A 20,773-nucleotide genomic window follows, 5' to 3' on the forward strand; every position below is an offset into this window, starting at 1 on the left:
ATGAGCAAAACAGGTGGCGGCATTGGAACGAACCAGCACAAGATCCGGGGGACCTCTCGCGTCACGTCTGGGGCTTCCACGGTAGGGGAGTCCAACGTCGCGTTGGCCACGCTGGAAGATGACATCACAGATCTCTGGGGCTTAGAGACCGCACCCACTGAAGCACCGGCACCGGAGCCAGAGGAGCAGGTGCGGTACAGCTTCATCAGAGACTTCCAGGCCCAGGAGGAAGCCTTCGAAGCCACCTTCACGGGGGTACCGAACCGTTTCTACAACGCTGACCTGGCCGGCAAGTTCTTGGGCGGCAAGACACCGGCGGAGCTGGCCGAGATAATTCGGCAGAACCCCCGGAAGGGCCACTACTTCGACCACCGCTCACTGACTGGCCGACTGTGCCACAACGTGAGCACACCGGAGGACAATCGCATCAGCGCGGAGAAGGTCGAAGAACTCATCCACGAGCTGGACCACGTCACTGAGGTTCACCCAGTGAAGGACGCGAAGCTGCTGCGCTTCACTGGCGCAAACGCCACCCGCGGCTGGCTGGCGAAGCTGGAGAACACCACTGAGAACGGTTACCGCGAGGAGCGGTGGCTGATGGTCTCAGACCACTCCACCGCCGGAATGAAGACATTCACTCTCCCTGGCGGGCGCGACCCCATCGGCAAACACCAGCAGGTCACCCAGGTGGACGTACGCAGTCTCGTCGGTGCCTCACGCATCGCCAGCCTCAGCGGGAACAATCCGCTGGGGCGCACTGCTATGCACCCGCATTACCACTTCGGCACGGGGGATTACCCCGATGACTATCCGGGGGGCTACAGCCACGATGCTTACCAGCAGCGCATCGATGACCTCCAGTCGGCTGGAACCATCGTGAACGAGGTCTATGCCAAGCGCCACGAACTCAACCACGAGAGCTTCAACGCTGCCCAGCTCGCCAGCATCGCGACTCTCACCGACCTGCAGGACGCCCAGCTGCAGGGCCGCAATTTCATCGCCCAGCGCAAGCACCTTCGGGAGCAGTCCGGCAAGATCGCTGGCGTATTCGACGACAAGAAGCACCCGGACAAGGCCCACCAGCAGATGATGGCCGAGACCAGCCTCGCTGCCGCCAACGGCGGATTGTTCGCCAAAGTGGAGATCGACAACGACGTGGACCCTGAAGAGTACGCAGACTTCGAAGCGGCCATCGAAGAGATTGCGGAGAAGATGCCACCAATCCCTGCCGATCGGCGACCCGATCTGCGGATCCGCAAGCTCGGCAAACACCGTGCCAACGGACTCTTCTCAGCGTCCCACAACACGGTCGCCGTCGATGTGCGCACCTCCGAGGCCTACATCCACGAGATGGGGCACTACTACGACTTGGTCGCCAAGGGCAACGCAAGCCTCTCGGCAGATTTCGCCGACATCAGCCAGGAGTACAGCCACGCACTGAGAGAGCCCGACCCGAAGAAACGTGCCTACTACGACACCCCCACAGAGCAGCTGGCGCGTGGATTCGAAGTGTATGCAGTAGAGAAGCTCGGCATCAACAACCGGCTAGTGAACCCCTCGAAATTCAGCAACAACGACTACGCCCCCTACACCGGCAACCCCGAGCTGAAAGCCAAGCTGTTCGCATTCTTCGACAAGACCTTCAGCACTAAGGACTAGCTCGTTGAGAGCTGGACCACGGCGCGTGCGAGACATCAAAGCCCGGACCGTGGTCTGTGAGCTGGAGAAAGCCATCGCACAGCGCACCAATGCCGAGATGAAACTCCGGGAGTACCGGCAGGGGAATCAGACTCTTGTCGTACTAGAGAGCATCAGCGTCCCGGCAGAGATGCGTCGGCAAGGCGCGGGTTCTGCGGCGATGCCACTGCTCTGCCAGACTGCAGACAGGCGCTCGTGGGTCCTAGAGCTTCAGCCCGATAGCTGCTTTGGAACGCCTGAGCTGGTGTTGCGGGCTTGGTACCACGGGTACGGATTCCGCAACACCAGCTCAGGCGATGGCCCCATGCGCCGGCAGCCTAAGTCTGACTACTGAGGCTCTAGTTGAAGCGTGCCCACGAGGCCAGAAGAGATGAGCCCGCGATCCGGGTACATGTAAGCCCCCTCGACGGCTTGACCCAGGCGATCTGTGCCTGTCAACGCTGCCGTCAGGCGCGCTGTGAGGACATCGAAGCTGCCATCGTCGAGCGTGATGCTGGTTGTGGACCGCGACCCCTGATCTGAGGCATTGAGAAGCATAGCGGCGTGCGCCAGAGTGCCGGAGCCAGCGTAGACATCAAGGATCCTCGCCTGGGGAAGATCAGCCAGATAGAACGCCAGCGCATCCTCCATGGCGTAGAGGCTCTTCGGATGAGAGAAGCTCAGCCCAGGCACCATCTTTTTCAGCAGCCAGGAGCCGTATGTGGAATAGCTGTGAGACTTCGCATCCCAGAGCGTTCCCGGCAGCGCGGTGAGCTCATCCAGGTTCCGCTGATCAGCCAGCACTGCTGCGCCTTTGTCGTCATAGCTGACAATCTTCACATCGCCACGGTCAATGAGGTCCACTAAACCGGAGCATGCGTAGCTCACAGTACCGCTGCGCCCCAGACGTAGAAGCCCCCGTGAATGGAGATATCGTGCCCGCTCAACGCCGACCCTCCATCGCCCCAGGCTCCCATCGGTGCGGACCGGGTAGATGAGCGTGGAATCATCGCTGAGGTTCTGCCAGTCCTCGGCATCTCCCACCGCCACGATCCGCCCCGCACCATCAGTGCGAAGAGCGTAGAAGCAACCAGGGGATGAGGCCGGAGTGTGATTCTGTCCTGTTTTCAGCAGCGAGTTCCATCGGATCTTGCCCGCAGATGAGCGCGAACCCTCCTTAATGATGTTCCACCATGGTCCCAGCGTTCGGGGCTTCGGTGCCATGGCACCCTTGTGAACGAATATCAGGTACTCACAGGTGCGCCGGAACCCACGCTGCGCCTGGCCGGCTGGAGAGTGACGGACGGTGACAATCTGCTGATGATGTGGCGGCAGGTGCGTTTCCAAGACCTTCAGCGTCGGGTGAAGCGAACGTTCGTCAATGGTGACCAGCATGACCGCATCGTCACCCATTAACGCCCAGGAGGCTTCTACACGGCGTCCGAAATCGGTGGCCCACTGCTCACCATCGAAGACATTGAGGTAGGTGGAGCGATTGGTGCCAGTGTTATACGGCGGATCCAGTAGCACGAAGTCGTATCGCTGCCCCTGCTCTATGAGCTGCTGGAGGTGTGCGAGATTATCGCCCTTGAGAGCTGTGTGGGTTCCGCTGGCGCCCCGGGTGCCGACTGCGAGTACTGGTGTGTCCTGAAGTGTGGTCATACTCATGCCTGTGGCCGGGCGCGTTACGCACCAGCCAGCGCATCGTCGATGCTGAGGGAACCAGCGGCGATTGCTTCACGCGTTCGGGGCGGAATACCGCCACGTATGCCGAACCGGCGCTCACCGGTGCGTTCGGCCTCCTCCGCCATCGCCTTCACGAGGCATTCCCTTTGAACCGGGCACGAGGCGCAGACCCGGATCGCCGATCTCGCGGTCTCTCCGCGATCAGGGAAGAACAGCTCTGGGTCGGTCTGTGAGCAAAGTGCCAGAGTCCACCAAGGCTCTTTAGGGTCGTCCTGGCCGACGATTTCATCCATAAAATGCTGGAGCCTCTGGCGTTCAAACTGTTCGGGCGAAACTACGGTGATAGTCAACGGTATGGTCCTTGCGACGGTGGTGTGTGGTGATGATGACTGTGGCCGGTAAGGGCTAAGCGGCTAGAAGCATGGCCCAGCCCTCGCTGGCAGCCCCGGTGATAGCCAGGCACATGCCGACCACGGCGATGATGGAAATGGGGATGGAGAGCGCCCACTCGGCGACAGAACCGGTGTTCCCAAGAATCGGCAGCGCCTGCCGACCATTGCGCATCCACATTCGGTTCAGCACTGGAGTCTTTTGCACCGAAGCCGGAGGCTTGATGGTCAGGGGCCAGAGCCAGTTGACCCCGCCGGTGGTGAGCATGTCGCCGAGGATGTGAATGGTCACCCCGATAGCGACGGCCCAGAGGAACCAAGCGTTCTGATCCGGGGCCAGGAGGGTAACCATGGCCCCTATGGGCACGGCAACGGCCCAGTGCGAGCGGCGGGCCGAAGCCGGTAAGAACTTCAGCACCTTGATGGCGAAGGACGCCAGCAGGATGGAGAAAACACCGGCCCCCACATGCAGAGAGACTCCGTTGATGTCGAAGACCAGCAGTGAGAGCGCCCACGCGATCAGAGCAAAGACGGCGACACCAAGAATCGAGTGCGTACCGTTTCGGTGCCCCCCGGATATGGTCCCAATACCGTTGCAGATCCACCGCGAGACCGGCGGCAGGGAGTGGGCAATGGAGGCGTTGTGATGATCCGCATCGGCAAGCATCGCCCCGCCGGCGCAGACAATGGCACCCACGAGGACACCCGTGTGGCCAGCATCTATCAGCCCCAAGCCGATCGGCAGCGCCTCGGGCATCCAGGAGTAGGCATTGCCCAGCTCCCCGGTGGGGATCTCATAGTCGGATGCAATGACAACCCACGCGGCGGCTCCGGAGGCCGCATGGTGAGCCCCCATCATCGCTGCTCACCCTCCAGCTCCCGCATCAGCTTGTAGTTGTGCCGGAACTGGTCAGCCGCCGGTAACAGGACCAGGGCTAAGAGGATGAGCAGCTGCAAATAATCCATGGGCTGTATTGCGGCCGCAGTAAGCCTCATGAACCACAGCAACCCCACTCATGCCATCGAGGACTATGCAGCGCAGATGCTGCAGTACCAGCCCCGAACAGACCACGACGATCCCTTCCGCCGCCTGCTCTGGCTCGACTTCGAGACCACCGGGCTTTACGACTTCGGTGATCAGGTGCACCTGCTGGAAGTAGCAGCAGTAGTCACGGATAAAGACCTGAACATCATTAGTGAGCCGCTGAGCATGGTGCTGGGCGCGGAGCCGCACGTCCTGGAGTCCCTGAACTCCTACGTGCGTAAGATGCACACCGCCAACGGTCTGCTGGATGAGGTCGCCACCTCCCAGCGAACCCTGGAGGAAGCCGACGCTGCCCTGGCAGAACTCATCAGCGCATACTTTCCACCGAAGGATCAGGCCCCTGAGACGACCTACGAGTACAAGGGAGCCGTGGTAGCAGGGTCCTCCGTGGGTTCATTTGACCTGCGCGTGCTGACTGAGAACTTCCCCGACTCGCGCAAGCTCTGCTCACACCGCACCTACGACATCTCAGCTGTCAACGAGTTCACCGCGCGCTTGAACCTGCCCCCGGTGAACACCGCAGCCAGCTCAGCATCCTCCACACACCGGGCCGTCGACGACGTAATGGCCTCTATCGGTCGCGCCGCGGCCCTGCGAGAGCAGTTCCTGGAGGTGCTGTGACACCGATGCGTCCAGGCTCCGTCACCCAGGCTCCTGTCATGGAGCGCGCCGCAATCTCCGACATCATCCGGTTCACCCGGACCTTCCTCGACGGCTACGGAATCTTCGACTCGACCCCCGAGATCGAGGACGACACAGTGTCTTTCACCCTGCCTCAGGGTGTAGTCGGCAACGGCATCAGCACCACGCTGACGTTCAGCGTCGACTACAGGGGAGACGACGTGCTCGTCACTGCCAACGAAGGCCAAAAGACCGACACCTATCGCATTGATTTCGACGGCAGTGCCAGCAGCCTGGCCACATGGATTCGACTCCACGTGGCCGCCTGGATCGCTGCGGCCCGCCAGTATTAAGGAGCACCATGCCCAACCGGCAGAAAGCCAAAGGCGACCGCTTCGAGTGGAAAGCCATCCGGTTCCTTCAAGCCCAACCAGGGGCTGAACTCATCGATGTGGCCACGCCCGGACGCTTACTGGGGGCAGGACGGAAGGACGACGGCGGCGACCTGCACCTCTATACGGATGTCGCTGTGCAGGTGAAGGCCTACGCCAATCTGGGAGCCGCGGTGCGGGAATCGGCCTACACCTCTCAAACTCAGGCTTCCTACGCCAACAAGCCTCTAGGAGTGGGCATGGTGCCTGTCCCTAGAGCACGGGAGGGCAGCGTCCAGTGGATCTTCACCACACCCCCTGACGCGGTTCCGGCACCAACAGTGGAGCCGAAGGCGACTTTCGCCCGAATCAGCGACCTCGTGGCCTGGATAACCGACGACACCGGCCCGAAGGGTTATCGCCCCTATCCGCGCATCAACCGTGCCGGGCTGCTCGCCCAGGGTTCATCCCAACCGGTGCTGTGCATGACTGCCGAAGTCTGGCTGGAATCTCTAGCCGAGTACCGAAACTCCACGCGGCCGCAGTAACCAGCAACACCCCACGACTCGGCCTGTCGCCGGTCAGGAACCAGAGACTTGAAAGGCCGGACAATGCGTAAGCTCATCCTCCTGCGCGGCGCGCAGGGCTGCGGAAAGACCACCCTGGTCAAGGACTATCAGCCGTTAGTGGTCTCATTCGATAGTTTTCGTGAACTCCACGCACCTGCGATCCCGACACTCGACGGTGACACCTCCCTGGTGCTCTCCACTGGGGCTCAGAAGAAATCCGTCCAGGCCGCGTTGGGAGCCGCTGAGGAGCGCATGGCTCTTGGCATGAGCGTGGTCGTCGACAACATGAACCTGCGCGTGAAGGACCAAGCGGACTGGGTGCGGCTTGCCGAGAAGTACCAGTACGAGGTGCTTCTCGTTGATGTTCAAGGCGACATCACTGACGAAGAGCTTCTGCGCAGAAACCGCACCCGGGGGAACAAACGCATAGAGGAAGCCCTCTTGCTGGACTTCGCAGCGGTGGGAAGGGAGAGGAACCTTCACCCAGATGTCCGTGAGATCAGCAGAGATCAGCTCCACGCGGAGATCGTTGCTCGCACTGAGTGGGTAGACCTCAACGGATTCAACCGCGTCGTCGTCATTGGAGACATCCACTCCTGCGCCGACGCACTGAAACAGGCCACAGAGCGGGAACTGAGTGACGGCGGACCCATCGCGTGGGTCTTCCTAGGAGACCTCTTTGATCGAGGTCCTGACGCGGCACGAGTGTTTCAGCATGTTCGTCAGGAGCTCGGCCACTATGGCGACGCAGTCTTCTTCATTGAGGGGAACCATGAGACGAATATGCGTTGTGCCATTCTCCAAGACGCCACCTTCTCCAAGGACACTTTGAAGTCCCGAGAGGACATCCACGCCAAAGGCTTCAGTGACAGTGACATCTTGGAACTGCTGAACAGCACGCGGCCCTTCCTGCGATTCCGTTTCGCGGGGAAACGCTTCTTCGCCTGCCACGGTGGAGTAGACCGCCGCACGGTTGAGGGCGCACGGGACCTGCATTTGATGCCCGACCACTTCTTCATCCATGGCATCTCTGATCGTGGACGAACCTACCGCAAGCGCAGCACCTACGAGCACGTGGGAGAGTTTCTGGCTGGAGACGACAGCGAAGTGACGCAGCTGCACGGGCACCGAAACGGTGGATTCGATGATGAGCGGCTACCCGAGGATACGGTTCCCGGAATCTACAACCTGGAGCAGGGAGTGGAAGAGGGCGGTCACCTGGCCTTGGCAGTCATCGACCGCACTGGGAACATCACTGTCCGTCGCTACACCGAGCGTGCAGACGAACATCGGGCAGAAGAGCCTAAGGCTCGAAACCTCTCCGAAGAGTTGGCGGCCCACCCTGACATTCACGCCAAAGATCTGGGCAACGGAATCACCGCCTACAACTTCACTCGCGATGCTTTCCGGCGTGGCCGCTGGGACAAGCTCTCCACGTCGGCCCGAGGCCTGTTCATGCGCGGGGACAAGGTCGTGGCGCGCGGATATGAGAAGTTCTTCAACCTTGGTGAACGCAATGGCTTCACTCGTGAGCAGGTCTTGGAGGAGTTCGAATATCCGGTCCTGGTGAAGTCGAAGGTCAACGGCTTCCTTATGATCGTCGCAGCCGTCGACGGGAAGCTGGTCTATTACACCAAGGGAGGACCCACCCCCTACGCCAAGGCAGGGCAGAAGGCCTTCGAATGGTTCTATGAACCCCACCTCCGCCAGGATCTGGCGCGACTGCTCACCCAGCTCAATGTCTCGCTGACTTTCGAAGTTGTGCTTAACAACGATCCGCACATCGTGGCGGAGTCCGAAGGCGTTCACTTCCTGGATGCCATTGTCAACGACCTGCAGTTCCGGCTGGCTAATGCCGAAGCCTTGCACGCCATTGAAGGGATCGTCGGCTGGGGTGCGCAGTCACTAGCGCAGAGGGCAGAGAATCGCGATGAGCTGGCGTTCTGGTTGGACCACTTCATGGAGTCTAAAGATGAGGGAGCGGTATTCACCGACGCTGCCGGGCGCTGGACCAAAGTGAAGTCCCAGCATTACCTCCGAATCAAGTCAATGCGCTCTGCACTGTTGCGCGTAGCCACCGGCACAGGCGAGACCCTAGGCAGCCGGTTCACCGCAGAAGAGTCGGTCTTACGCGAATCCGGCGTCTGGGATGACCTTCCTGACTACCTGGAGAAGACCCCCTCGGGGCAGATGGCTCTTCGTATCCCCGACATTGTCGAGGACGCGGACCTCTAGGCAGTCAGCGACTCAGGATTACGGCCAACGAGATCAAGAAGGAGTTCCATGCAGACCAATGCTGAAGTGGCCCATGAGCGCTGGCCGGACGATGAGACGACAGTCCTGCTGAGCGGGGTGGAGGCTCACACGCGTCACGCCTTCCTCCAAGGCTGCCGATACGCCGAGCGAGAGCGAGTAATTCATACCTCCCAGGAACTCGATGAGCTGCCTGAGAAATCTGTAGTGATCGCCGGTAACGAGGAGGTGTTCAAGAAGTGGAGTCGTGACCGCTGGGTGTCAACCGACCATGAAGGATACGCGCAGAACGCGGACATCCTCCGCGAGACACCCCTCATCTTGATCTGGCGCGCTGAAGACCCCGAAACGACGGAGGAACACTGATGTCAGAGAAACGCGCACGAGCACTGGGAGCCAGGTACGGCTTCCACCCAGATCACCGGAATGGTTTCATCGGCATGGCCCGGGACAACGGAGCGGTCACCCGCCTGGACATCTTCTCCTGGGGCGGAAGTAGCCCACGGGTCAGGCAGATAGCTCGCGCCGCCAACATTCCTCGCCACTACATGGTCGTCGTCCCCGGCATCGATCGACTCGAACTAGGACGCTTCATGGTGCCGTTGGTGGTCTTCCCCGATCCGGATCAGCCCGTGCGCCCGTGGTCAGAGGTGGAATACGAGTTCGACAAGCTTTACGGTGCCGCACTGAAGACTGCTGACCCTGATGAGGCGCACCAGATCCTCAACGCAGTGCCTAAGGATCGCTGGGTCCGCTGATGAAGCCCCTCGACGTGGTTCTGGGTCAGCGGCGCAGCCAACCCATGATGCTGCTAAAACTCACCGCGGTGATCACGATGATTCTGGATCACGTCGGGTTCGTCTACGACATCGATGCACTGCGCATCGTGGGACGCTTCGCGTTCCCGGCCTTTGCCTATCTGTTGGTGACCGGATTTCAGCACACCTCATCTCGCCGCCGGTATCTGGTGAGGCTCCTGGTTTTCGCAGTCTTCGCCCAGGTGCCCTACTACCTTCTTTTCGAGTACGGACACCAACTGAACATCCTGTTCACCCTGGCCCTGGGCCTTTGTGCGCTCAGCGCGCTGGGTCGCCCCGGGGTGGTGCCGCTGGTAGTCATACCGGTGGCCTTCCTCGGCAGCTTTGCCGTGGAATACGGCGCATACGGACTCCTGCTCATCATGATCATCTACTGGCTCTACCGCCGCCCGCTGCTGCTGTGCGCAGCCGCCTGCCTGCTCACCTGCCTCAGCACCGTCCTGCTCTTCGCGCCGACGCAGTACTTCGCAGCCCTTGCTTTGCCGTTGGTCCTACTGTTGGCCAGGCACACCGGGAGCCTGACACTGCCAAAGCACCTTCTACTGGGTCTACCCGCTGCACCTGGCCGTGCTCCTGCCGCTGACTGATGCCGGTGGCTCTTGATGCGGCCGCAGTAGTTCCTATGACGCGAGTACTCGACACCCCGCTGTTCCCACGCCATGAGGACCGCCGAGTCCCCATCATCCTGTCGGTGAAGTGTCCCTGGTGTAGAGCTTCACGGCGGGAGCGCTGCGTGACTCCAAGTGGCAGGGAAGTCTCTGCCCACCGTGTCCGATGGGACGCAGTGGGGTCCCTAATGCGCAGTGGACGCGCCGTCTATGAGGTACTCCACGACGAGGAGTTCACACCCGGGGAACTGGTGGTGGCCAAGCCCTACTGGCTGGACAATGAGAAGATCACGGTGCTCGCCCGGCTCAACGGGGAAGCCGATCTGTCACGGAACCTCTATCACTCCCAGGTTGTCTTCATCGACTATCTTGAGCACCTCAGCGACCTCGACCACCGGACCGTCAAAGGTCCACTCTGGGGAGGCGTGTAATGCGTCACGCAAAGATGAGCTGCCCCACGGGAAAAGCCCGGTTCAAGGAGCAACACCTGGCGGAGCGCCGAATCGAGGAGATCTACGACCGAGACGTATCACCTCACCGCAAGCCGGTGCGCAGTTATTACTGCACTGAATGCTCTGGTTGGCATCTGACAAGCATGCACAAGGGAGAGAACCTCGGAGATTATCAGTCTCATCGACGTCCCCCGCGAAAGCAACGCAAGTCTCAGAACGCGAGGCGGTTCAACTGGTGAGCGGTCATGCCAATTCAGAGTCTGACGCACTGCCTAGGCCGGCCAGTACTGACCAGATCCTGACAGCCCTGAGCGCACACCGAATCGCGGGACTCTCAGAAAGCCACGTGCAGTCAACCATCAGCGAGGCACTGACCTCCGCTGGCATCGATCACACCAGGGAGTACCGCCTTTCCCGGCGGGACCGCATCGACTTCCTCATCGGCACCGTAGGTATTGAGGTCAAGATCAAAGGCAGCCGCGCTGATGTGATCAGGCAGCTGGGGCGCTATGCGGAGAGCCAGCAAATCACTGAGTTGATACTGGCCTGCTCCATGCGGCGACTGCTCTACGGAGTCCCCAACGAGATCCTGGGGGTGCCTGTGCGCAAACACCTGCTCCAGGGCGGATTGAGCTGAGCATGGTCAATGTTCACGTCGCATCCCAGATAGACCCGACCCTCATTGTCGTGTTCGGTGCTCTAGTACTCCTTCCGGCAGCAGCTGTCATTATTAGCTTGCTCTGCTTTGACCCACCGCTCAGAGGAGTAGCCACTCTCATGTTCCTCACCTCAGCTCTCGCGCTGGTGGCCAGTGGTTCTTATCTTCTGGGGGACAACCGGCTCGACCGAGACCAGGCTTACCGAGATCTGCTCACGCACTACAACCTCGCCAGCCTCAGTCCAGCGGCACACGACCAACGGTTCGTCATCACTCCCACACAAGGTGACACGCCGGTGGCCGCAACAGACGAGTTCGGCAACACCCATGAGGCTCGGCTGTCGTTCACCGAAGTCAACCGCTTCGCACCACCAGGGGAGATCGCCTACACCGCGACACTCCAAGTGATAGGCCCCGACCACGGCTGGTCCGACTGGGATTAGGCCCCGGGGGCTAGCTCGTCGGCTAGACCAATCACCCCAGAACGCTGAGGAGTTCTGCGACTCATCAGCGTTCATCCTCCAGACCCTGGGGTTCCTAAAGGAGGCACGGCAGCATGACCAGTGCGATGGCGGCACGCGCCACTGTGGTGTGGACTGATCAGTGCGGCCGCAGTGACACGCAGAAGAGCCCTTCAACGAGATGGAGAACCCCAAATGCGCACCGTAGAACTCGCCCCGGAGGAAAGCAACGCCACAGTGGAGGCACTGCAGAAGGCTGGATTCTCAGTACGCCACGACCCGGGCCAGGACATGAACTTCATTGTGAAGACCGATACGGGAGCCGCAGTGTGGGGCGACGTGAGCGAGGACAGCATCTGCCTCTACCAGGAGAACATGGTGTCCGAATTTGATGGCGATGACATCGAGAGCTTCACCGCAGCGTTCGCTGAAATCCATGCCGAACTGGAAGAGGACGGCTTCGACTGCTGGGACGAACCCTTAGCCAAGAACAACGGTACGAGCACGGATACAGGCTCAGACGTGACGGATGAGGCATGACCAGTGCCGCTCGTTCAACGTTGGGTCGCTCAGTGCGACCACAAGACGGGATGCACAGCCATCATCGTTCATGAACCAATCCCCGGCGGAGGGAAGGCTGACTACGGGGAAGTCACCAACGACGAAGGGTGGGCAGCCCGTCCCGGAGCCACCGAAACCTACTGTCCCCAGCACTACCCAGAAGGCGACAGCTACTCATGACACGGATCCTGATCACCGGCAGCAGAGAGTTCAATGACCGTCTCCTGATGGAGCAGGCTATCGCCACAATCCTGGACCTCCTGGAAACAGAAGAAGCCACCATCGTCCACGGGGGAGCCCGGGGCGCAGACCGCATCGCTGGTCGCATCGCCCAGGACTATTCAGCGCTGATCGAAGAGGTTCACCCTGCCGACTGGGACACCCACGGCAAGCAGGCCGGTCTCATTCGCAACTGCGCCATGATCAAGCCTGGTGCAGACGTCTGCCTCGCCTTCCCTGTGGGCGACTTCGGGGCGAAGGCAACCACGAGCCGCGGGACGTACCACTGTGCCAACAGGGCGCAGCAGCAGGGCATCGTCACCTTTGTCATCGCCGACTCTGCCATGGAGGCCCTCGGAAACTCCGCCCAGAAGCTCTACTGGGACTGGTTCCCAGATGTGTCACGGGAGGATCGCGCACTCATCACCCTGGAGCTGAAACCGTGAGCCGCGACGACCGGGACCAGCGAGGTGGACACCAGCGCCGCCCGGAGAAGATCAATCTTTGCGGGTGCTGGCGCTGCACGGACAGCAAGACGAAGAAGGTCGCTAAGCAGATCTCAGGCACGCTGCGTCAGAACCGGGACCGGGCCGTGGAGGAGTACAGCGCCTAAGCGCCGGAAACGCGCGGCCGCAGTGGGAGCTGAGACATTCGCACTCACGAAAGGCCACGCTCATGTCGGACCACCTCACCGCCTGGAAGCACGAGACTCACGTCGGCGACGACGAGCGCGTATGGCTCATCTGGGCCGATCGCACCAGCCAGCTCCTGAACGAGTCAGGATTCTCCTCCGACACCGGCAGTGATGGCCTGCCGCACCGCCTGGACGGAATGCTCTCCCTCGACGGATTCGGCCTCGACGACGCTTACAAACAGTGGACTGCAGGCACCACCCCCGAAGGCTATCTCGCCATGGTCAGGGCGCGCCGCGGGAGCATCCAGATGTCCCCAGAGCAAAGAGAACGAGCAACCGAGGCCGAACTCAGAGTGCGCCTGGCGATCATCCATGGTGAAGCACCGAACCGACACCAGTAGCGCCCCCAGCAGCACTCTCAGGGGCGCCGGTCCAGCGGGCCTGCACAAACTTACGATTCATCTGCACATGGGAGTAAGAGCCGGAACCTTACCTCTGACCCTCAGGCACGACCGTGCCGGTATGAAAGGCAGATCGTTGACTGAGAATCACCCCGTCAAAGACTCGCGGCGTAAGAAAGCAGCTGTCATTGGTGTTACCGCAGCTCTGGGGCTGGGCTCGATACTGAGCCTGGCTTACTGGCAGGACACCCAAGCAATCGGGAACACTTTCGAAGGCGGCACCTTCGGGCTGGAGATCAGCGTCGACGGTGGTGACACCTGGGTGAAAGGCTCCACTAGCAACGCCGTAGGGCTCGGACTGGACACGGTTTTCGACGAGATCCTGTGGGGACCAGGGGACACCCACTCGGCTCCAGTGAGCTTGCGCCTTAGCGAAAGGACCGAGGTTCCGGCCCTGGTAGCTCAGACACGCGAAGTCGGTGAGGGATTCGACGATAGCTTCACCTGGGAGTTCTCCAATGACGATCTGACCCTGGACCCGGAGAACTGGGGGACACCGGAGGCGCTACTTGAGATCGAGCCCGGTGATGTGGTGGAGTTCACCTTCACCGCCTCCGCAACCGCAGCGATCAGCCAGGACGCTTCACTGGAGTCAGTGTGGACCTTCAACGCCCAGCAGCAAGTTCCAGGTGAAGCTCCTGTCCCCACTGATGCGCGGTATTTTACGCTCAACCCCTTTAACGGCATGATCACCGGATACAGCGATGAGGGGCCGAAGGATGTGGTGATCCCCGCCGAGATTGATGGTGTAGCTGTCACTGGTGTAGGAATGTCGGCATTCTCGAACAAACAACTCACCAGCCTGACGATCCCTGACTCGGTGACCAGCATTGAGATGATGGCTTTCAACGGCAATGACCTCACCTCAGTAGTGATCCCTGAGAGCGTGACCCGCATGGGGATGCAGGCCTTCAGCAACAACAAGCTCACCAGTGTGACGCTCCCTGAAGGTATGACAGAGGTAGGGTATGCCGCCTTCATGAGGAACAACCTCACGAGTGTGGTGATCCCTGAGAGCGTGACCAGCATTGAGGGACAGGCCTTCAGCAACAACAAGCTCACCAACCTGAATATCCCTGACTCGGTGACCAGCATTGGCATACAGGCCTTCATCGGCAACGACCTCACCTCAGTCACGATCCCTGAGAACGTGACCAGCATTGGCATGGGGGCCTTCGGTAGGAATCAGCTCACGAGTGTGACAATCCCCGAGGGTGTGACCAGCGTTGGGATGCAGGCCTTCATCGAGAACAACCTCACCTCAGTCGTGATCCCCAGCTCAGTCGTTGAGATTGGAGGCAGAGCGTTCGCAGAGAATCCCCTGGGGCACGTGTTGATTTCCGCACACACACAGTATGTGGAAGACGATTACCAGGCGACCTTCCCCGCAGGTGCTGAGATCGAGATTCGACGCGAATAGGGGCGAAGTCCTAAGGTCACCGCAAGCGGAACGAAGGCCCTGCTGTTCTCAGCCGATTGCAGGCTGAAGCAGTGGGGCCTTCGCTGTGTGCTCAGAGTCCGGTACCGGCCTTCACCGCAGCTGAGAAGAGAGCAGTGAGTGTGCCCTCGGTGATGCGACCGGCAGAGTCACGAATAGTCTTCAAGGCGTTGTGTTTGGAGGACCCTTCGGGGGCTTCCTCAATCTGCTCATCCAGTGCTTTCAAGAAGGCACCGGCTGCGGCGTTCTCACTGGGCCAGACACCTGCTGCGCGAAGTCCCTTGGGAGTGACGCCGCGGATGATGAAACCGCTGGTGCCGGCGCTATAGTCGATTCGCTGGATCTCCAGGTGCTCATGACTGAGCTTCTGGAGAGAACGTGCCACGATGTCCTCATCGAACTCCACGGCGGGTAGCAACTCATCGAGCTGGATGGGCATCCCGGGCCGCCCTGATTCCAAGAGGATGATCGCGGCTTCCAGGATGGGCAGGTCTGTGCTCTCCCAGGTTGGGGTCAGTGCCATGACGGTTTAGCCCTCGCGCTTCTGCTGGTCATACATCCGCTTGATGTACTCATCGAGCTTGGCCTCCTCGACCCGCCACTGTCCACGTCCGCCGATCTGGATGCCCTCGATGTCGCCGCTTTTGATGAGCGCCCTCATTTGGGACATGGAGATGTTCAGCTGCTCAGCGACCTCAGGAAGAGTGAAGAACTTGCGCATGAGACGAGTCTAAACAGAAGAGACTCTCCGATTCGGAGAGGGGAACCCCGGCCACAGTCACCAGCATGAGCAAAACTGGCGGCGGGCGCGGCACCAACCAGCACAAAATCAAGGGAACCTCGCAGGCGAAGAGGGGCGGCAGTACGGCAGGGGAGTCTGCTGTTGTGCTGGATGCTGAACCGCCGGTGAATCTCTGGGGCCTTGACGGGGCTCCACGGCAGCTCTCCGCTGTGGTGGATACCGGTTTTGATGTACAGACCCGGGAGGATGTGAAGATCTACTGCGACAGCAATGGGGTGTTGCCGTGGAGCCAGCCGCGTCCAACGATGGTGTTCATTACGGAGGTGTTAGGCAGGGCGCACAGAGCACTGAGCGACGAAGGTGTCAGCGCCCAGGAGATTGCCGATGCACTCAACGATGAGCGCCTGGAGGCCGGAGTCTTCACTGCGGACAACGAGCAGGTGGACATCGACAAGATCGACGTTGAGCGCGTGCTCACAGTAGGGCGCAACTCAGGATTCCTCGTCTACCACCAGGGGAACGAGCGCTACTACAACCGGTGGGAACCTCGGGAGCCTGCCACTGGGCAGGAAATCACCGCCGTCGATGCGATGCGCCAATTCGGCAAGGTCGGCTACTTCGTGGAGTTCGACCGCTTCCAGAACCAGGACAGTGACACCCCGGTCCCAATGGAGAGCTACGGAACAATCTCCAATGTGTGGGACAACGAGATCGAAGTAGCAGACCAGGACGGCGGCACCTACACCATCCCCCTCAGTAGCGAACTCACCACCATCACCAAAGACCCGGACGGGCGAGTTACCTTCGACATCCCGCAGGTCGTCACCGACGCCGGCGGGGTCAGCCCAGGTGCCCGGTACCGCCTGCGCATCGACGGCGAGGATGACTGGACCGGCACACGGCCCCTCACAGACGACAAGGGCCGCGAATCGCCCTTCGACCTGGGGCCACGGCACTACGGCGCAAACCCCAACTACAGCTCCGCCGCGGCAGAGGAGAACACCGCGCTGGTCCAGGACGTTCACGATCCCAAGCGCGGCAGAATCGGCTCCATCTACCGATACGAGTACGACCATGGGGATTACCACTGGGCAATTCACCCGGACAGCGAACTACGAGATTCTGCTGACGACGCTCCCGACTTCGAGACCAACGCAGAGGCCGCGGAGTGGCTCTACCGCTCAGCCAGCGGAAGCGGATCCTGGTCCAGGCCCACCGCCGAGAACATCCCGCTGCCCGGGCTAGAGCAAGCGGCATAGTCCACCACGCGGCCGCAGTGAGCGCTGAGACACCGTCAACGCTCACTGCGAGAGGACTTGCTCCATGCGTATCCCCAGGTTCAATAAGCCCCCGAAGTCAGAGAAGGCCTTCCGTGTTACAGCCATCGGACCCACTGGCCTCGGTGTGATCTGGATAGCACACGAGAAAATCGTCGGCGACATCTGGCTCACCGACAGTCGGCAGGGGAGAGAGTTCGGCGGACACCCAGAGCTGGGCCGCTTCCTGGCGATGGTCAACCTCAACGATGAAGCGCTGATGCACTCACATCCGACAATGATGCACTTCGACGACCGCGATGCGGCCATGGGGTGGCTGATAAAGCGCGTCACTGCAGAGGTGAAGTCTGCCTGGGCGGAGGAAGCCGGACGTCGGGCCACCCGCGAGCAGGACCGGGAAGCGCTTTTCAAGGACCTGAACGAGTCCGGCAGCGTCGAAGTGTCATCAACACTCGCTCAACGCCTTCACTCAGCCGAGAAGACTGCGATAACGAGCAACGGCACCAGCACAGCCACTGGTACGCCACAGCAAATCTCTGCGAAAGCACTGTCCCGCCTGCGAAGCATGATTGATGCCCTTCATGCCGAAGTGGGGCTAACAGCTCAGGAGATCGCCCCGCACCGGTGGCTCCTCGTTCGTGATGAGCATCGTGCAGCGCAGATCACCATGGAGATGGATTCCTCACGCAGTGACGGTTACCTGAAAGCTGAGTTGGACTTCCTGGTCTGGGAGAGCGCCCTCCAACAGTGGCTCCTGGACCACCGCGTGGACCCTGGCATCAGCACGCAGGGCATCCATCCAGACAGCGGGAACTACTTCAACGAGACATTCCTCCGAATATCGAAGTGGCACCGAAGGGCATCGGAGTCGGCGGCGATGCGACACCCGGAACGGTTCGACAGCACCCTCATCGCGAGCACCAAGCACAGCAGCACCACGCGGCCGCAGTGAGCGCTGAGACACCATCAACGCTCACTGCGAGAGGAACCACCATGGCCGTCAAATTTCAGAAGTACGAGCGCACGGAGACGGTTGAGTTCGTCCAGGTGACCCACGAGAACCTCGCCGCGCTCGCCAACGAGACCGGCTGGCTGGTGGACTACAGCGCTGAACCACCAGCGCTGCTCAGCGGATACCGCCTGCAGGACCAGGACGAAGATCGACCCGTGCGCAAGCGGAGAATCCGAGTCGGCTCCTGGATCAGCCGCGCAGTGGACCATGAGTCCACCCGCATCCGCCGCGACGGGACCACTTACTACACCTACAACCCCGCCGACCCAGACTGGCATAACCAGGGCTACCGGCTCTCCATGAGCACTGCAGACGCTATCGATCAGGTGTGTGCCAATCTGAAAGGGATGGCCCCTGATCTGTCCGCCGGGAACTACGGGGACGTTGCGAAGGGCATCCTGACCAGCATCCGGTGGGAGGAGCGCAGCTAAGCGCGTACATCCCGACGCACAATCATGGTGACCACTCTCCAACAACGGGAACTGGTGCCACATCCGCGGCAACTGGCGACCACGACAGCCTGCATTAGAGTGCATCCGCAGTGAACAATGAGCACCACAGAGAGGTGAGGGGTATGGACCTTGTCATTGACCGCGTCGTGGCGATAGTCACCGCCCTCACCGGACTCGTGCTCATGGGTGCCGGAGCGGTGTCGTTCCTGCTCGGAGGCCCTGGCCCGCTATTTGGAGCACTGCTCATCCTCACTGGACTGGCCTACCTGGTAGGCATAGCGCGCGACATGTGGACTCCCACGCCTGAACAGAAGAGCCACTGACGAAGCCCAGCGTCCGCAGTGAGCACTGAGCACCACGCTGCAGAAAGGACGAGCTTGCCATGGCCGCTAAAGAGGGAAGCCACATGAGTACCACGGCGCCGACGACAGAGGATCGCCTGAACGCGGCCTTCAACGCGCTGCGCACCCAGGGCGTGACCGTGAACTTTAATGTCGAAGAATGCTGCCGATCCTGCGCCACCGCAGGCATGAAAGGCGAGAGGATCGTTTGGACCTACGCTGGCCAGGTCACGCACTTCCTCTTCATCAACGGGGAACCCCACGAAGACACTTGGGTGGAGGAGGACTGCGACTACTGCGTCTCAGCCGCAGCATGCAACTGTGACCTGACACTGAGACTGGCCGGGCGCCCCACTCCCGCAGAAGAGCTTTTCGTGTACTTCCTTACTCCAGGCGGAGCGGGCTCCGAAGATCTAGCCAGAGCCGCAGTGAAGGCCCTGACCGACCAGGGGCTCACTGTGGAATGGGACGGATCAGCAAGCAGCGCCGTCCTCGTACTGTTCTGAGGCTTGAAGCTGATGGAATCGATCCTCCGCACCGTCCACGCAAGCCACCTCTATGGCCTGGCGCACGAGCGCTCCGACTACGACCTCTATGAGGTCGTCATAGGAGGCGACAAGTGCTTTGCCCGACAGGCGAACCGCGAGGAAGACGTTGTCCTCATTCACCTCAGTCGATTCCAGGAAGCCGTGGAATCTGGGGTGCCGCAGGCATTGGAGGCGCTCTTCTCACCGGTGGCCGACGTTGACTCAGCTTGGGCACCCTTCCTTCGCGGAATCCGACCTGGGGTCGGCAAGGCTCGGGCCACCTACCGCCGCACCATCTTGAATTTCGGCCTGGGCAATGGTGGGCGTACTGGTGCCGCGGCGAAGCGTGTAGACCCCATCAAGCTGCGACGCCACGCTCTACGCCTGGCCCACAACCTTGATGAACTGGTGAGGACCGGACGATTCAATCCCCACCTGAGCCCGGCTGATGTGCTGACCATTAAGGCCAACGCCAAACTTCCGGAAGCGCAGTACGTGCGACTACTTGAATCCCATCTGGAGTCAGCCATGCTCGGGCAGCTCCGCACCTGATCACGTAGCGGCCGCAGTGAGAGCTGAGACAAGATCCAGCAACTGCGAAAGGAACTCTCATGGCCCAGGCCAAGAGCACCAACATCAAGCTCCTCAGCGAGATCGAACACTTCCGAGATGAATACACCAATGGCACGGGAGCAGCGTTTGATGAGTACGCCGAGCGGTTCGACCGCTTCCTCGCCGACCTGAGGGCGGACGCTCTTGAGTCCGCCGCAGATGATTACCAGGAGCGCGCAGACCACGAGACCCCAGCAGGCATTGACCCTGACTGGCTTCGCGCCCGAGGCCAGCGACTTCGCGAGGGCAAGCCCACCAGCGGACGGTGGGTGTCGACGGCGCCCCAAGACGACTTCGCTGAGTTCGACTACGACAACAGTCGAGAGCAGGGCTGAGTCATGGCCATGCGACTATCCGACCATCGCCCGGAGACCATCGGGAACCTGCGGGAACTGCTGGCCACCGGCCTAAACGAGGTCTTGAGGATCCCCACACAGGTCATCGATAGTCAGATCATCGTGCGTCCGTGGAAGCACGACCGGGTGATGATCCGTGTCCCTTACCTCAGCGCCGACAAGGGCCTCCGTTACCTCTGTGTGCAGTGGGAGTTTCAATCCACGCTCTACGAGGGCTCGCTTGCCCAGCACAGCGGCGATTTTCATGCAGGCACCGCACTCTTCACTCAGAACTGGCAAGCCTCCGACTACAACGCTGAGACCTTCGGTTGCGGGCTGGTCTCTGGGCAGGCTGACTACTTCTTCGAGAAGGTTGGTGGTAAGCACGAACCTCTCAACGGCAGCTGGGTTCAGGTGCTGCTCCTGCCGCTGGTGGACTCCATTCGCTCATGGCTGGAACACCACGAGTGCGCCCACCTGCTTGATGCCGAGGCCCTGGAAGCACTGAGGGCGGTGCGCTGATCGTGTTGCGGCCGCAATGTGCACCATCACCG

30 protein-coding genes and 1 pseudogene are annotated in these 20,773 nt (G+C 60.8%); 26 read left to right on the top strand and 5 right to left on the bottom strand.

Features of this window, described 5'->3' with window-relative positions; translation table 11 throughout:
* On the top strand, positions 1–1,659 hold the full coding sequence (locus tag ABEA23_RS10520) for a hypothetical protein (protein WP_345477959.1): 1,659 nt from the start codon (positions 1–3) through the stop codon (positions 1,657–1,659).
* A 4-nt stretch (positions 1,660–1,663) separates the two neighbouring features.
* A complete protein-coding gene (locus ABEA23_RS10525) occupies positions 1,664–2,032 on the top strand; it encodes a hypothetical protein (protein ID WP_345477960.1) in 369 nt (122 codons plus the stop codon).
* Here ABEA23_RS10525 and ABEA23_RS10530 read toward each other — a convergent pair.
* From ABEA23_RS10530 to ABEA23_RS10540, 3 genes are read right to left on the bottom strand one after another with little or no spacing between them, the layout of a single operon-like run.
* On the bottom strand, positions 2,026–3,339 hold the full coding sequence (locus ABEA23_RS10530; protein ID WP_345477961.1) for a site-specific DNA-methyltransferase: 1,314 nt from the start codon (positions 3,337–3,339) through the stop codon (positions 2,026–2,028). The genes ABEA23_RS10525 and ABEA23_RS10530 overlap by 7 nt on opposite strands.
* A 23-nt stretch (positions 3,340–3,362) precedes the next feature.
* Positions 3,363–3,713 (bottom strand): WhiB family transcriptional regulator, encoded by a 351-nt coding sequence (locus tag ABEA23_RS10535; protein ID WP_345477962.1) that lies wholly within the window; start codon positions 3,711–3,713, stop codon positions 3,363–3,365.
* A gap of 55 nt (positions 3,714–3,768) precedes the next feature.
* Positions 3,769–4,608, bottom strand: a complete 840-nt coding sequence (locus ABEA23_RS10540) for a metal-dependent hydrolase (RefSeq protein WP_345477963.1) — start codon at positions 4,606–4,608, stop codon at positions 3,769–3,771.
* A gap of 138 nt (positions 4,609–4,746) precedes the next feature.
* On the opposite strand from ABEA23_RS10540, the gene orn reads away from it, so the two are divergent.
* The 16 genes and pseudogenes from orn (at position 4,747) to ABEA23_RS10615 (ending at position 14,903) form a co-directional block, all read left to right on the top strand.
* Complete coding sequence (gene orn, locus ABEA23_RS10545) at positions 4,747–5,418, top strand: oligoribonuclease (protein WP_345477964.1); 672 nt, start codon at positions 4,747–4,749, stop codon at positions 5,416–5,418.
* Positions 5,419–5,456: 38 nt separating this feature from the next.
* Positions 5,457–5,771, top strand: a complete 315-nt coding sequence (locus ABEA23_RS10550) for a hypothetical protein (protein WP_345477965.1) — start codon at positions 5,457–5,459, stop codon at positions 5,769–5,771.
* A gap of 8 nt (positions 5,772–5,779) precedes the next feature.
* Complete coding sequence (locus ABEA23_RS10555; RefSeq protein WP_345477966.1) at positions 5,780–6,337, top strand: hypothetical protein; 558 nt, start codon at positions 5,780–5,782, stop codon at positions 6,335–6,337.
* 63 nt (positions 6,338–6,400) lie between these two features.
* On the top strand, positions 6,401–8,593 hold the full coding sequence (locus tag ABEA23_RS10560; protein ID WP_345477967.1) for an RNA ligase: 2,193 nt from the start codon (positions 6,401–6,403) through the stop codon (positions 8,591–8,593).
* 48 nt (positions 8,594–8,641) lie between these two features.
* Positions 8,642–8,977 carry a hypothetical protein gene (locus ABEA23_RS10565; protein ID WP_345477968.1) on the top strand — a complete coding sequence of 112 codons (336 nt, stop codon included), beginning with the start codon at positions 8,642–8,644 and terminating at the stop codon, positions 8,975–8,977.
* Positions 8,977–9,369, top strand: a complete 393-nt coding sequence (locus ABEA23_RS10570) for a hypothetical protein (RefSeq protein WP_345477969.1) — start codon at positions 8,977–8,979, stop codon at positions 9,367–9,369. Before ABEA23_RS10565 ends, ABEA23_RS10570 begins: the two co-directional genes overlap by 1 nt.
* Positions 9,369–10,016 (top strand): TraX family protein, encoded by a 648-nt coding sequence (locus ABEA23_RS10575; protein WP_345477970.1) that lies wholly within the window; start codon positions 9,369–9,371, stop codon positions 10,014–10,016. The genes ABEA23_RS10570 and ABEA23_RS10575 overlap by 1 nt, the downstream gene beginning before the upstream one ends.
* Before the next feature lie 35 nt (positions 10,017–10,051).
* A pseudogene (locus tag ABEA23_RS14270) lies at positions 10,052–10,207 on the top strand (zinc finger domain-containing protein); the annotation flags it as partial.
* An 18-nt stretch (positions 10,208–10,225) separates the two neighbouring features.
* A complete protein-coding gene (locus tag ABEA23_RS10580; RefSeq protein WP_345477971.1) occupies positions 10,226–10,468 on the top strand; it encodes a hypothetical protein in 243 nt (80 codons plus the stop codon).
* Positions 10,469–10,835: 367 nt separating this feature from the next.
* The gene (locus ABEA23_RS10585) at positions 10,836–11,126 is read left to right on the top strand and encodes a hypothetical protein (protein ID WP_345477972.1); all 291 of its coding nucleotides are present in this window, start codon (positions 10,836–10,838) and stop codon (positions 11,124–11,126) included.
* A gap of 140 nt (positions 11,127–11,266) precedes the next feature.
* Positions 11,267–11,590, top strand: a complete 324-nt coding sequence (locus ABEA23_RS10590; protein ID WP_345477973.1) for a hypothetical protein — start codon at positions 11,267–11,269, stop codon at positions 11,588–11,590.
* Between the two features lie 213 nt (positions 11,591–11,803).
* Positions 11,804–12,148 carry a hypothetical protein gene (locus tag ABEA23_RS10595; protein WP_345477974.1) on the top strand — a complete coding sequence of 115 codons (345 nt, stop codon included), beginning with the start codon at positions 11,804–11,806 and terminating at the stop codon, positions 12,146–12,148.
* A gap of 197 nt (positions 12,149–12,345) precedes the next feature.
* On the top strand, positions 12,346–12,834 hold the full coding sequence (locus tag ABEA23_RS10600) for a DUF2493 domain-containing protein (protein WP_345477975.1): 489 nt from the start codon (positions 12,346–12,348) through the stop codon (positions 12,832–12,834).
* Complete coding sequence (locus tag ABEA23_RS10605) at positions 12,831–13,001, top strand: hypothetical protein (protein ID WP_345477976.1); 171 nt, start codon at positions 12,831–12,833, stop codon at positions 12,999–13,001. The genes ABEA23_RS10600 and ABEA23_RS10605 overlap by 4 nt, the downstream gene beginning before the upstream one ends.
* Positions 13,002–13,063: 62 nt before the next feature.
* Entirely contained in the window at positions 13,064–13,423 is a 360-nt protein-coding gene (locus tag ABEA23_RS10610; protein WP_345477977.1) for a hypothetical protein, read from the top strand.
* Positions 13,424–13,559: 136 nt separating this feature from the next.
* Complete coding sequence (locus ABEA23_RS10615; RefSeq protein ID WP_345477978.1) at positions 13,560–14,903, top strand: leucine-rich repeat domain-containing protein; 1,344 nt, start codon at positions 13,560–13,562, stop codon at positions 14,901–14,903.
* Between the two features lie 91 nt (positions 14,904–14,994).
* Here the strand turns inward: ABEA23_RS10615 and ABEA23_RS10620 are convergent, their stop codons facing one another.
* Together ABEA23_RS10620 and ABEA23_RS10625 are read right to left on the bottom strand one after the other, a co-directional pair.
* The gene (locus ABEA23_RS10620; protein WP_345477979.1) at positions 14,995–15,444 is read right to left on the bottom strand and encodes a hypothetical protein; all 450 of its coding nucleotides are present in this window, start codon (positions 15,442–15,444) and stop codon (positions 14,995–14,997) included.
* 6 nt (positions 15,445–15,450) lie between these two features.
* Positions 15,451–15,642 carry a helix-turn-helix domain-containing protein gene (locus ABEA23_RS10625; protein ID WP_345477980.1) on the bottom strand — a complete coding sequence of 64 codons (192 nt, stop codon included), beginning with the start codon at positions 15,640–15,642 and terminating at the stop codon, positions 15,451–15,453.
* Between the two features lie 65 nt (positions 15,643–15,707).
* Here ABEA23_RS10625 and ABEA23_RS10630 point away from each other — a divergent pair, with 65 nt between their 5' ends.
* The 8 genes from ABEA23_RS10630 (at position 15,708) to ABEA23_RS10665 (ending at position 20,741) form a co-directional block, all read left to right on the top strand.
* Complete coding sequence (locus ABEA23_RS10630) at positions 15,708–16,922, top strand: hypothetical protein (protein WP_345477981.1); 1,215 nt, start codon at positions 15,708–15,710, stop codon at positions 16,920–16,922.
* A gap of 64 nt (positions 16,923–16,986) precedes the next feature.
* On the top strand, positions 16,987–17,892 hold the full coding sequence (locus ABEA23_RS10635) for a hypothetical protein (RefSeq protein ID WP_345477982.1): 906 nt from the start codon (positions 16,987–16,989) through the stop codon (positions 17,890–17,892).
* A 41-nt stretch (positions 17,893–17,933) separates the two neighbouring features.
* The gene (locus ABEA23_RS10640) at positions 17,934–18,383 is read left to right on the top strand and encodes a hypothetical protein (RefSeq protein ID WP_345477983.1); all 450 of its coding nucleotides are present in this window, start codon (positions 17,934–17,936) and stop codon (positions 18,381–18,383) included.
* Positions 18,384–18,526: 143 nt separating this feature from the next.
* The gene (locus ABEA23_RS10645; RefSeq protein ID WP_345477984.1) at positions 18,527–18,727 is read left to right on the top strand and encodes a hypothetical protein; all 201 of its coding nucleotides are present in this window, start codon (positions 18,527–18,529) and stop codon (positions 18,725–18,727) included.
* 83 nt (positions 18,728–18,810) lie between these two features.
* Positions 18,811–19,251, top strand: a complete 441-nt coding sequence (locus ABEA23_RS10650) for a hypothetical protein (protein ID WP_345477985.1) — start codon at positions 18,811–18,813, stop codon at positions 19,249–19,251.
* A 12-nt stretch (positions 19,252–19,263) separates the two neighbouring features.
* Entirely contained in the window at positions 19,264–19,824 is a 561-nt protein-coding gene (locus tag ABEA23_RS10655) for a hypothetical protein (protein WP_345477987.1), read from the top strand.
* A gap of 59 nt (positions 19,825–19,883) precedes the next feature.
* A complete protein-coding gene (locus tag ABEA23_RS10660; RefSeq protein ID WP_345477988.1) occupies positions 19,884–20,219 on the top strand; it encodes a hypothetical protein in 336 nt (111 codons plus the stop codon).
* A 3-nt stretch (positions 20,220–20,222) separates the two neighbouring features.
* Positions 20,223–20,741: a hypothetical protein gene (locus tag ABEA23_RS10665; protein ID WP_345477989.1), complete on the top strand. Its 519-nt coding sequence runs from the start codon at positions 20,223–20,225 to the stop codon at positions 20,739–20,741.
* The last annotated feature ends 32 nt before the right edge of the window (positions 20,742–20,773 follow it).

The sequence above is a fragment of the Nesterenkonia rhizosphaerae genome, assembly GCF_039544555.1.
Taxonomy (GTDB): Bacteria; Actinomycetota; Actinomycetes; order Actinomycetales; family Micrococcaceae; genus Nesterenkonia; species Nesterenkonia rhizosphaerae.

Coding starts and splice junctions, on each gene's coding strand:
- ABEA23_RS10660 (WP_345477988.1), top strand. CDS start 19,884: ATGGCCCAGGCCAAGAGCACCAACATCAAGCTCCTCAGCGAGATCGAA.
- ABEA23_RS10575 (WP_345477970.1), top strand. CDS start 9,369: ATGAAGCCCCTCGACGTGGTTCTGGGTCAGCGGCGCAGCCAACCCATG.
- ABEA23_RS10570 (WP_345477969.1), top strand. CDS start 8,977: ATGTCAGAGAAACGCGCACGAGCACTGGGAGCCAGGTACGGCTTCCAC.
- ABEA23_RS10655 (WP_345477987.1), top strand. CDS start 19,264: ATGGAATCGATCCTCCGCACCGTCCACGCAAGCCACCTCTATGGCCTG.
- orn (WP_345477964.1), top strand. CDS start 4,747: ATGAACCACAGCAACCCCACTCATGCCATCGAGGACTATGCAGCGCAG.
- ABEA23_RS10595 (WP_345477974.1), top strand. CDS start 11,804: ATGCGCACCGTAGAACTCGCCCCGGAGGAAAGCAACGCCACAGTGGAG.
- ABEA23_RS10650 (WP_345477985.1), top strand. CDS start 18,811: ATGAGTACCACGGCGCCGACGACAGAGGATCGCCTGAACGCGGCCTTC.
- ABEA23_RS10665 (WP_345477989.1), top strand. CDS start 20,223: ATGGCCATGCGACTATCCGACCATCGCCCGGAGACCATCGGGAACCTG.
- ABEA23_RS10530 (WP_345477961.1), bottom strand. CDS start 3,339: ATGACCACACTTCAGGACACACCAGTACTCGCAGTCGGCACCCGGGGC.
- ABEA23_RS10610 (WP_345477977.1), top strand. CDS start 13,064: ATGTCGGACCACCTCACCGCCTGGAAGCACGAGACTCACGTCGGCGAC.
- ABEA23_RS10625 (WP_345477980.1), bottom strand. CDS start 15,642: ATGCGCAAGTTCTTCACTCTTCCTGAGGTCGCTGAGCAGCTGAACATC.
- ABEA23_RS10590 (WP_345477973.1), top strand. CDS start 11,267: ATGTTCCTCACCTCAGCTCTCGCGCTGGTGGCCAGTGGTTCTTATCTT.
- ABEA23_RS10520 (WP_345477959.1), top strand. CDS start 1: ATGAGCAAAACAGGTGGCGGCATTGGAACGAACCAGCACAAGATCCGG.
- ABEA23_RS10550 (WP_345477965.1), top strand. CDS start 5,457: ATGGAGCGCGCCGCAATCTCCGACATCATCCGGTTCACCCGGACCTTC.
- ABEA23_RS10620 (WP_345477979.1), bottom strand. CDS start 15,444: ATGGCACTGACCCCAACCTGGGAGAGCACAGACCTGCCCATCCTGGAA.
- ABEA23_RS10565 (WP_345477968.1), top strand. CDS start 8,642: ATGCAGACCAATGCTGAAGTGGCCCATGAGCGCTGGCCGGACGATGAG.
- ABEA23_RS10645 (WP_345477984.1), top strand. CDS start 18,527: ATGGACCTTGTCATTGACCGCGTCGTGGCGATAGTCACCGCCCTCACC.
- ABEA23_RS10630 (WP_345477981.1), top strand. CDS start 15,708: ATGAGCAAAACTGGCGGCGGGCGCGGCACCAACCAGCACAAAATCAAG.
- ABEA23_RS10540 (WP_345477963.1), bottom strand. CDS start 4,608: ATGGGGGCTCACCATGCGGCCTCCGGAGCCGCCGCGTGGGTTGTCATT.
- ABEA23_RS10560 (WP_345477967.1), top strand. CDS start 6,401: ATGCGTAAGCTCATCCTCCTGCGCGGCGCGCAGGGCTGCGGAAAGACC.
- ABEA23_RS10580 (WP_345477971.1), top strand. CDS start 10,226: ATGCGCAGTGGACGCGCCGTCTATGAGGTACTCCACGACGAGGAGTTC.
- ABEA23_RS10635 (WP_345477982.1), top strand. CDS start 16,987: ATGCGTATCCCCAGGTTCAATAAGCCCCCGAAGTCAGAGAAGGCCTTC.
- ABEA23_RS10640 (WP_345477983.1), top strand. CDS start 17,934: ATGGCCGTCAAATTTCAGAAGTACGAGCGCACGGAGACGGTTGAGTTC.
- ABEA23_RS10600 (WP_345477975.1), top strand. CDS start 12,346: ATGACACGGATCCTGATCACCGGCAGCAGAGAGTTCAATGACCGTCTC.
- ABEA23_RS10555 (WP_345477966.1), top strand. CDS start 5,780: ATGCCCAACCGGCAGAAAGCCAAAGGCGACCGCTTCGAGTGGAAAGCC.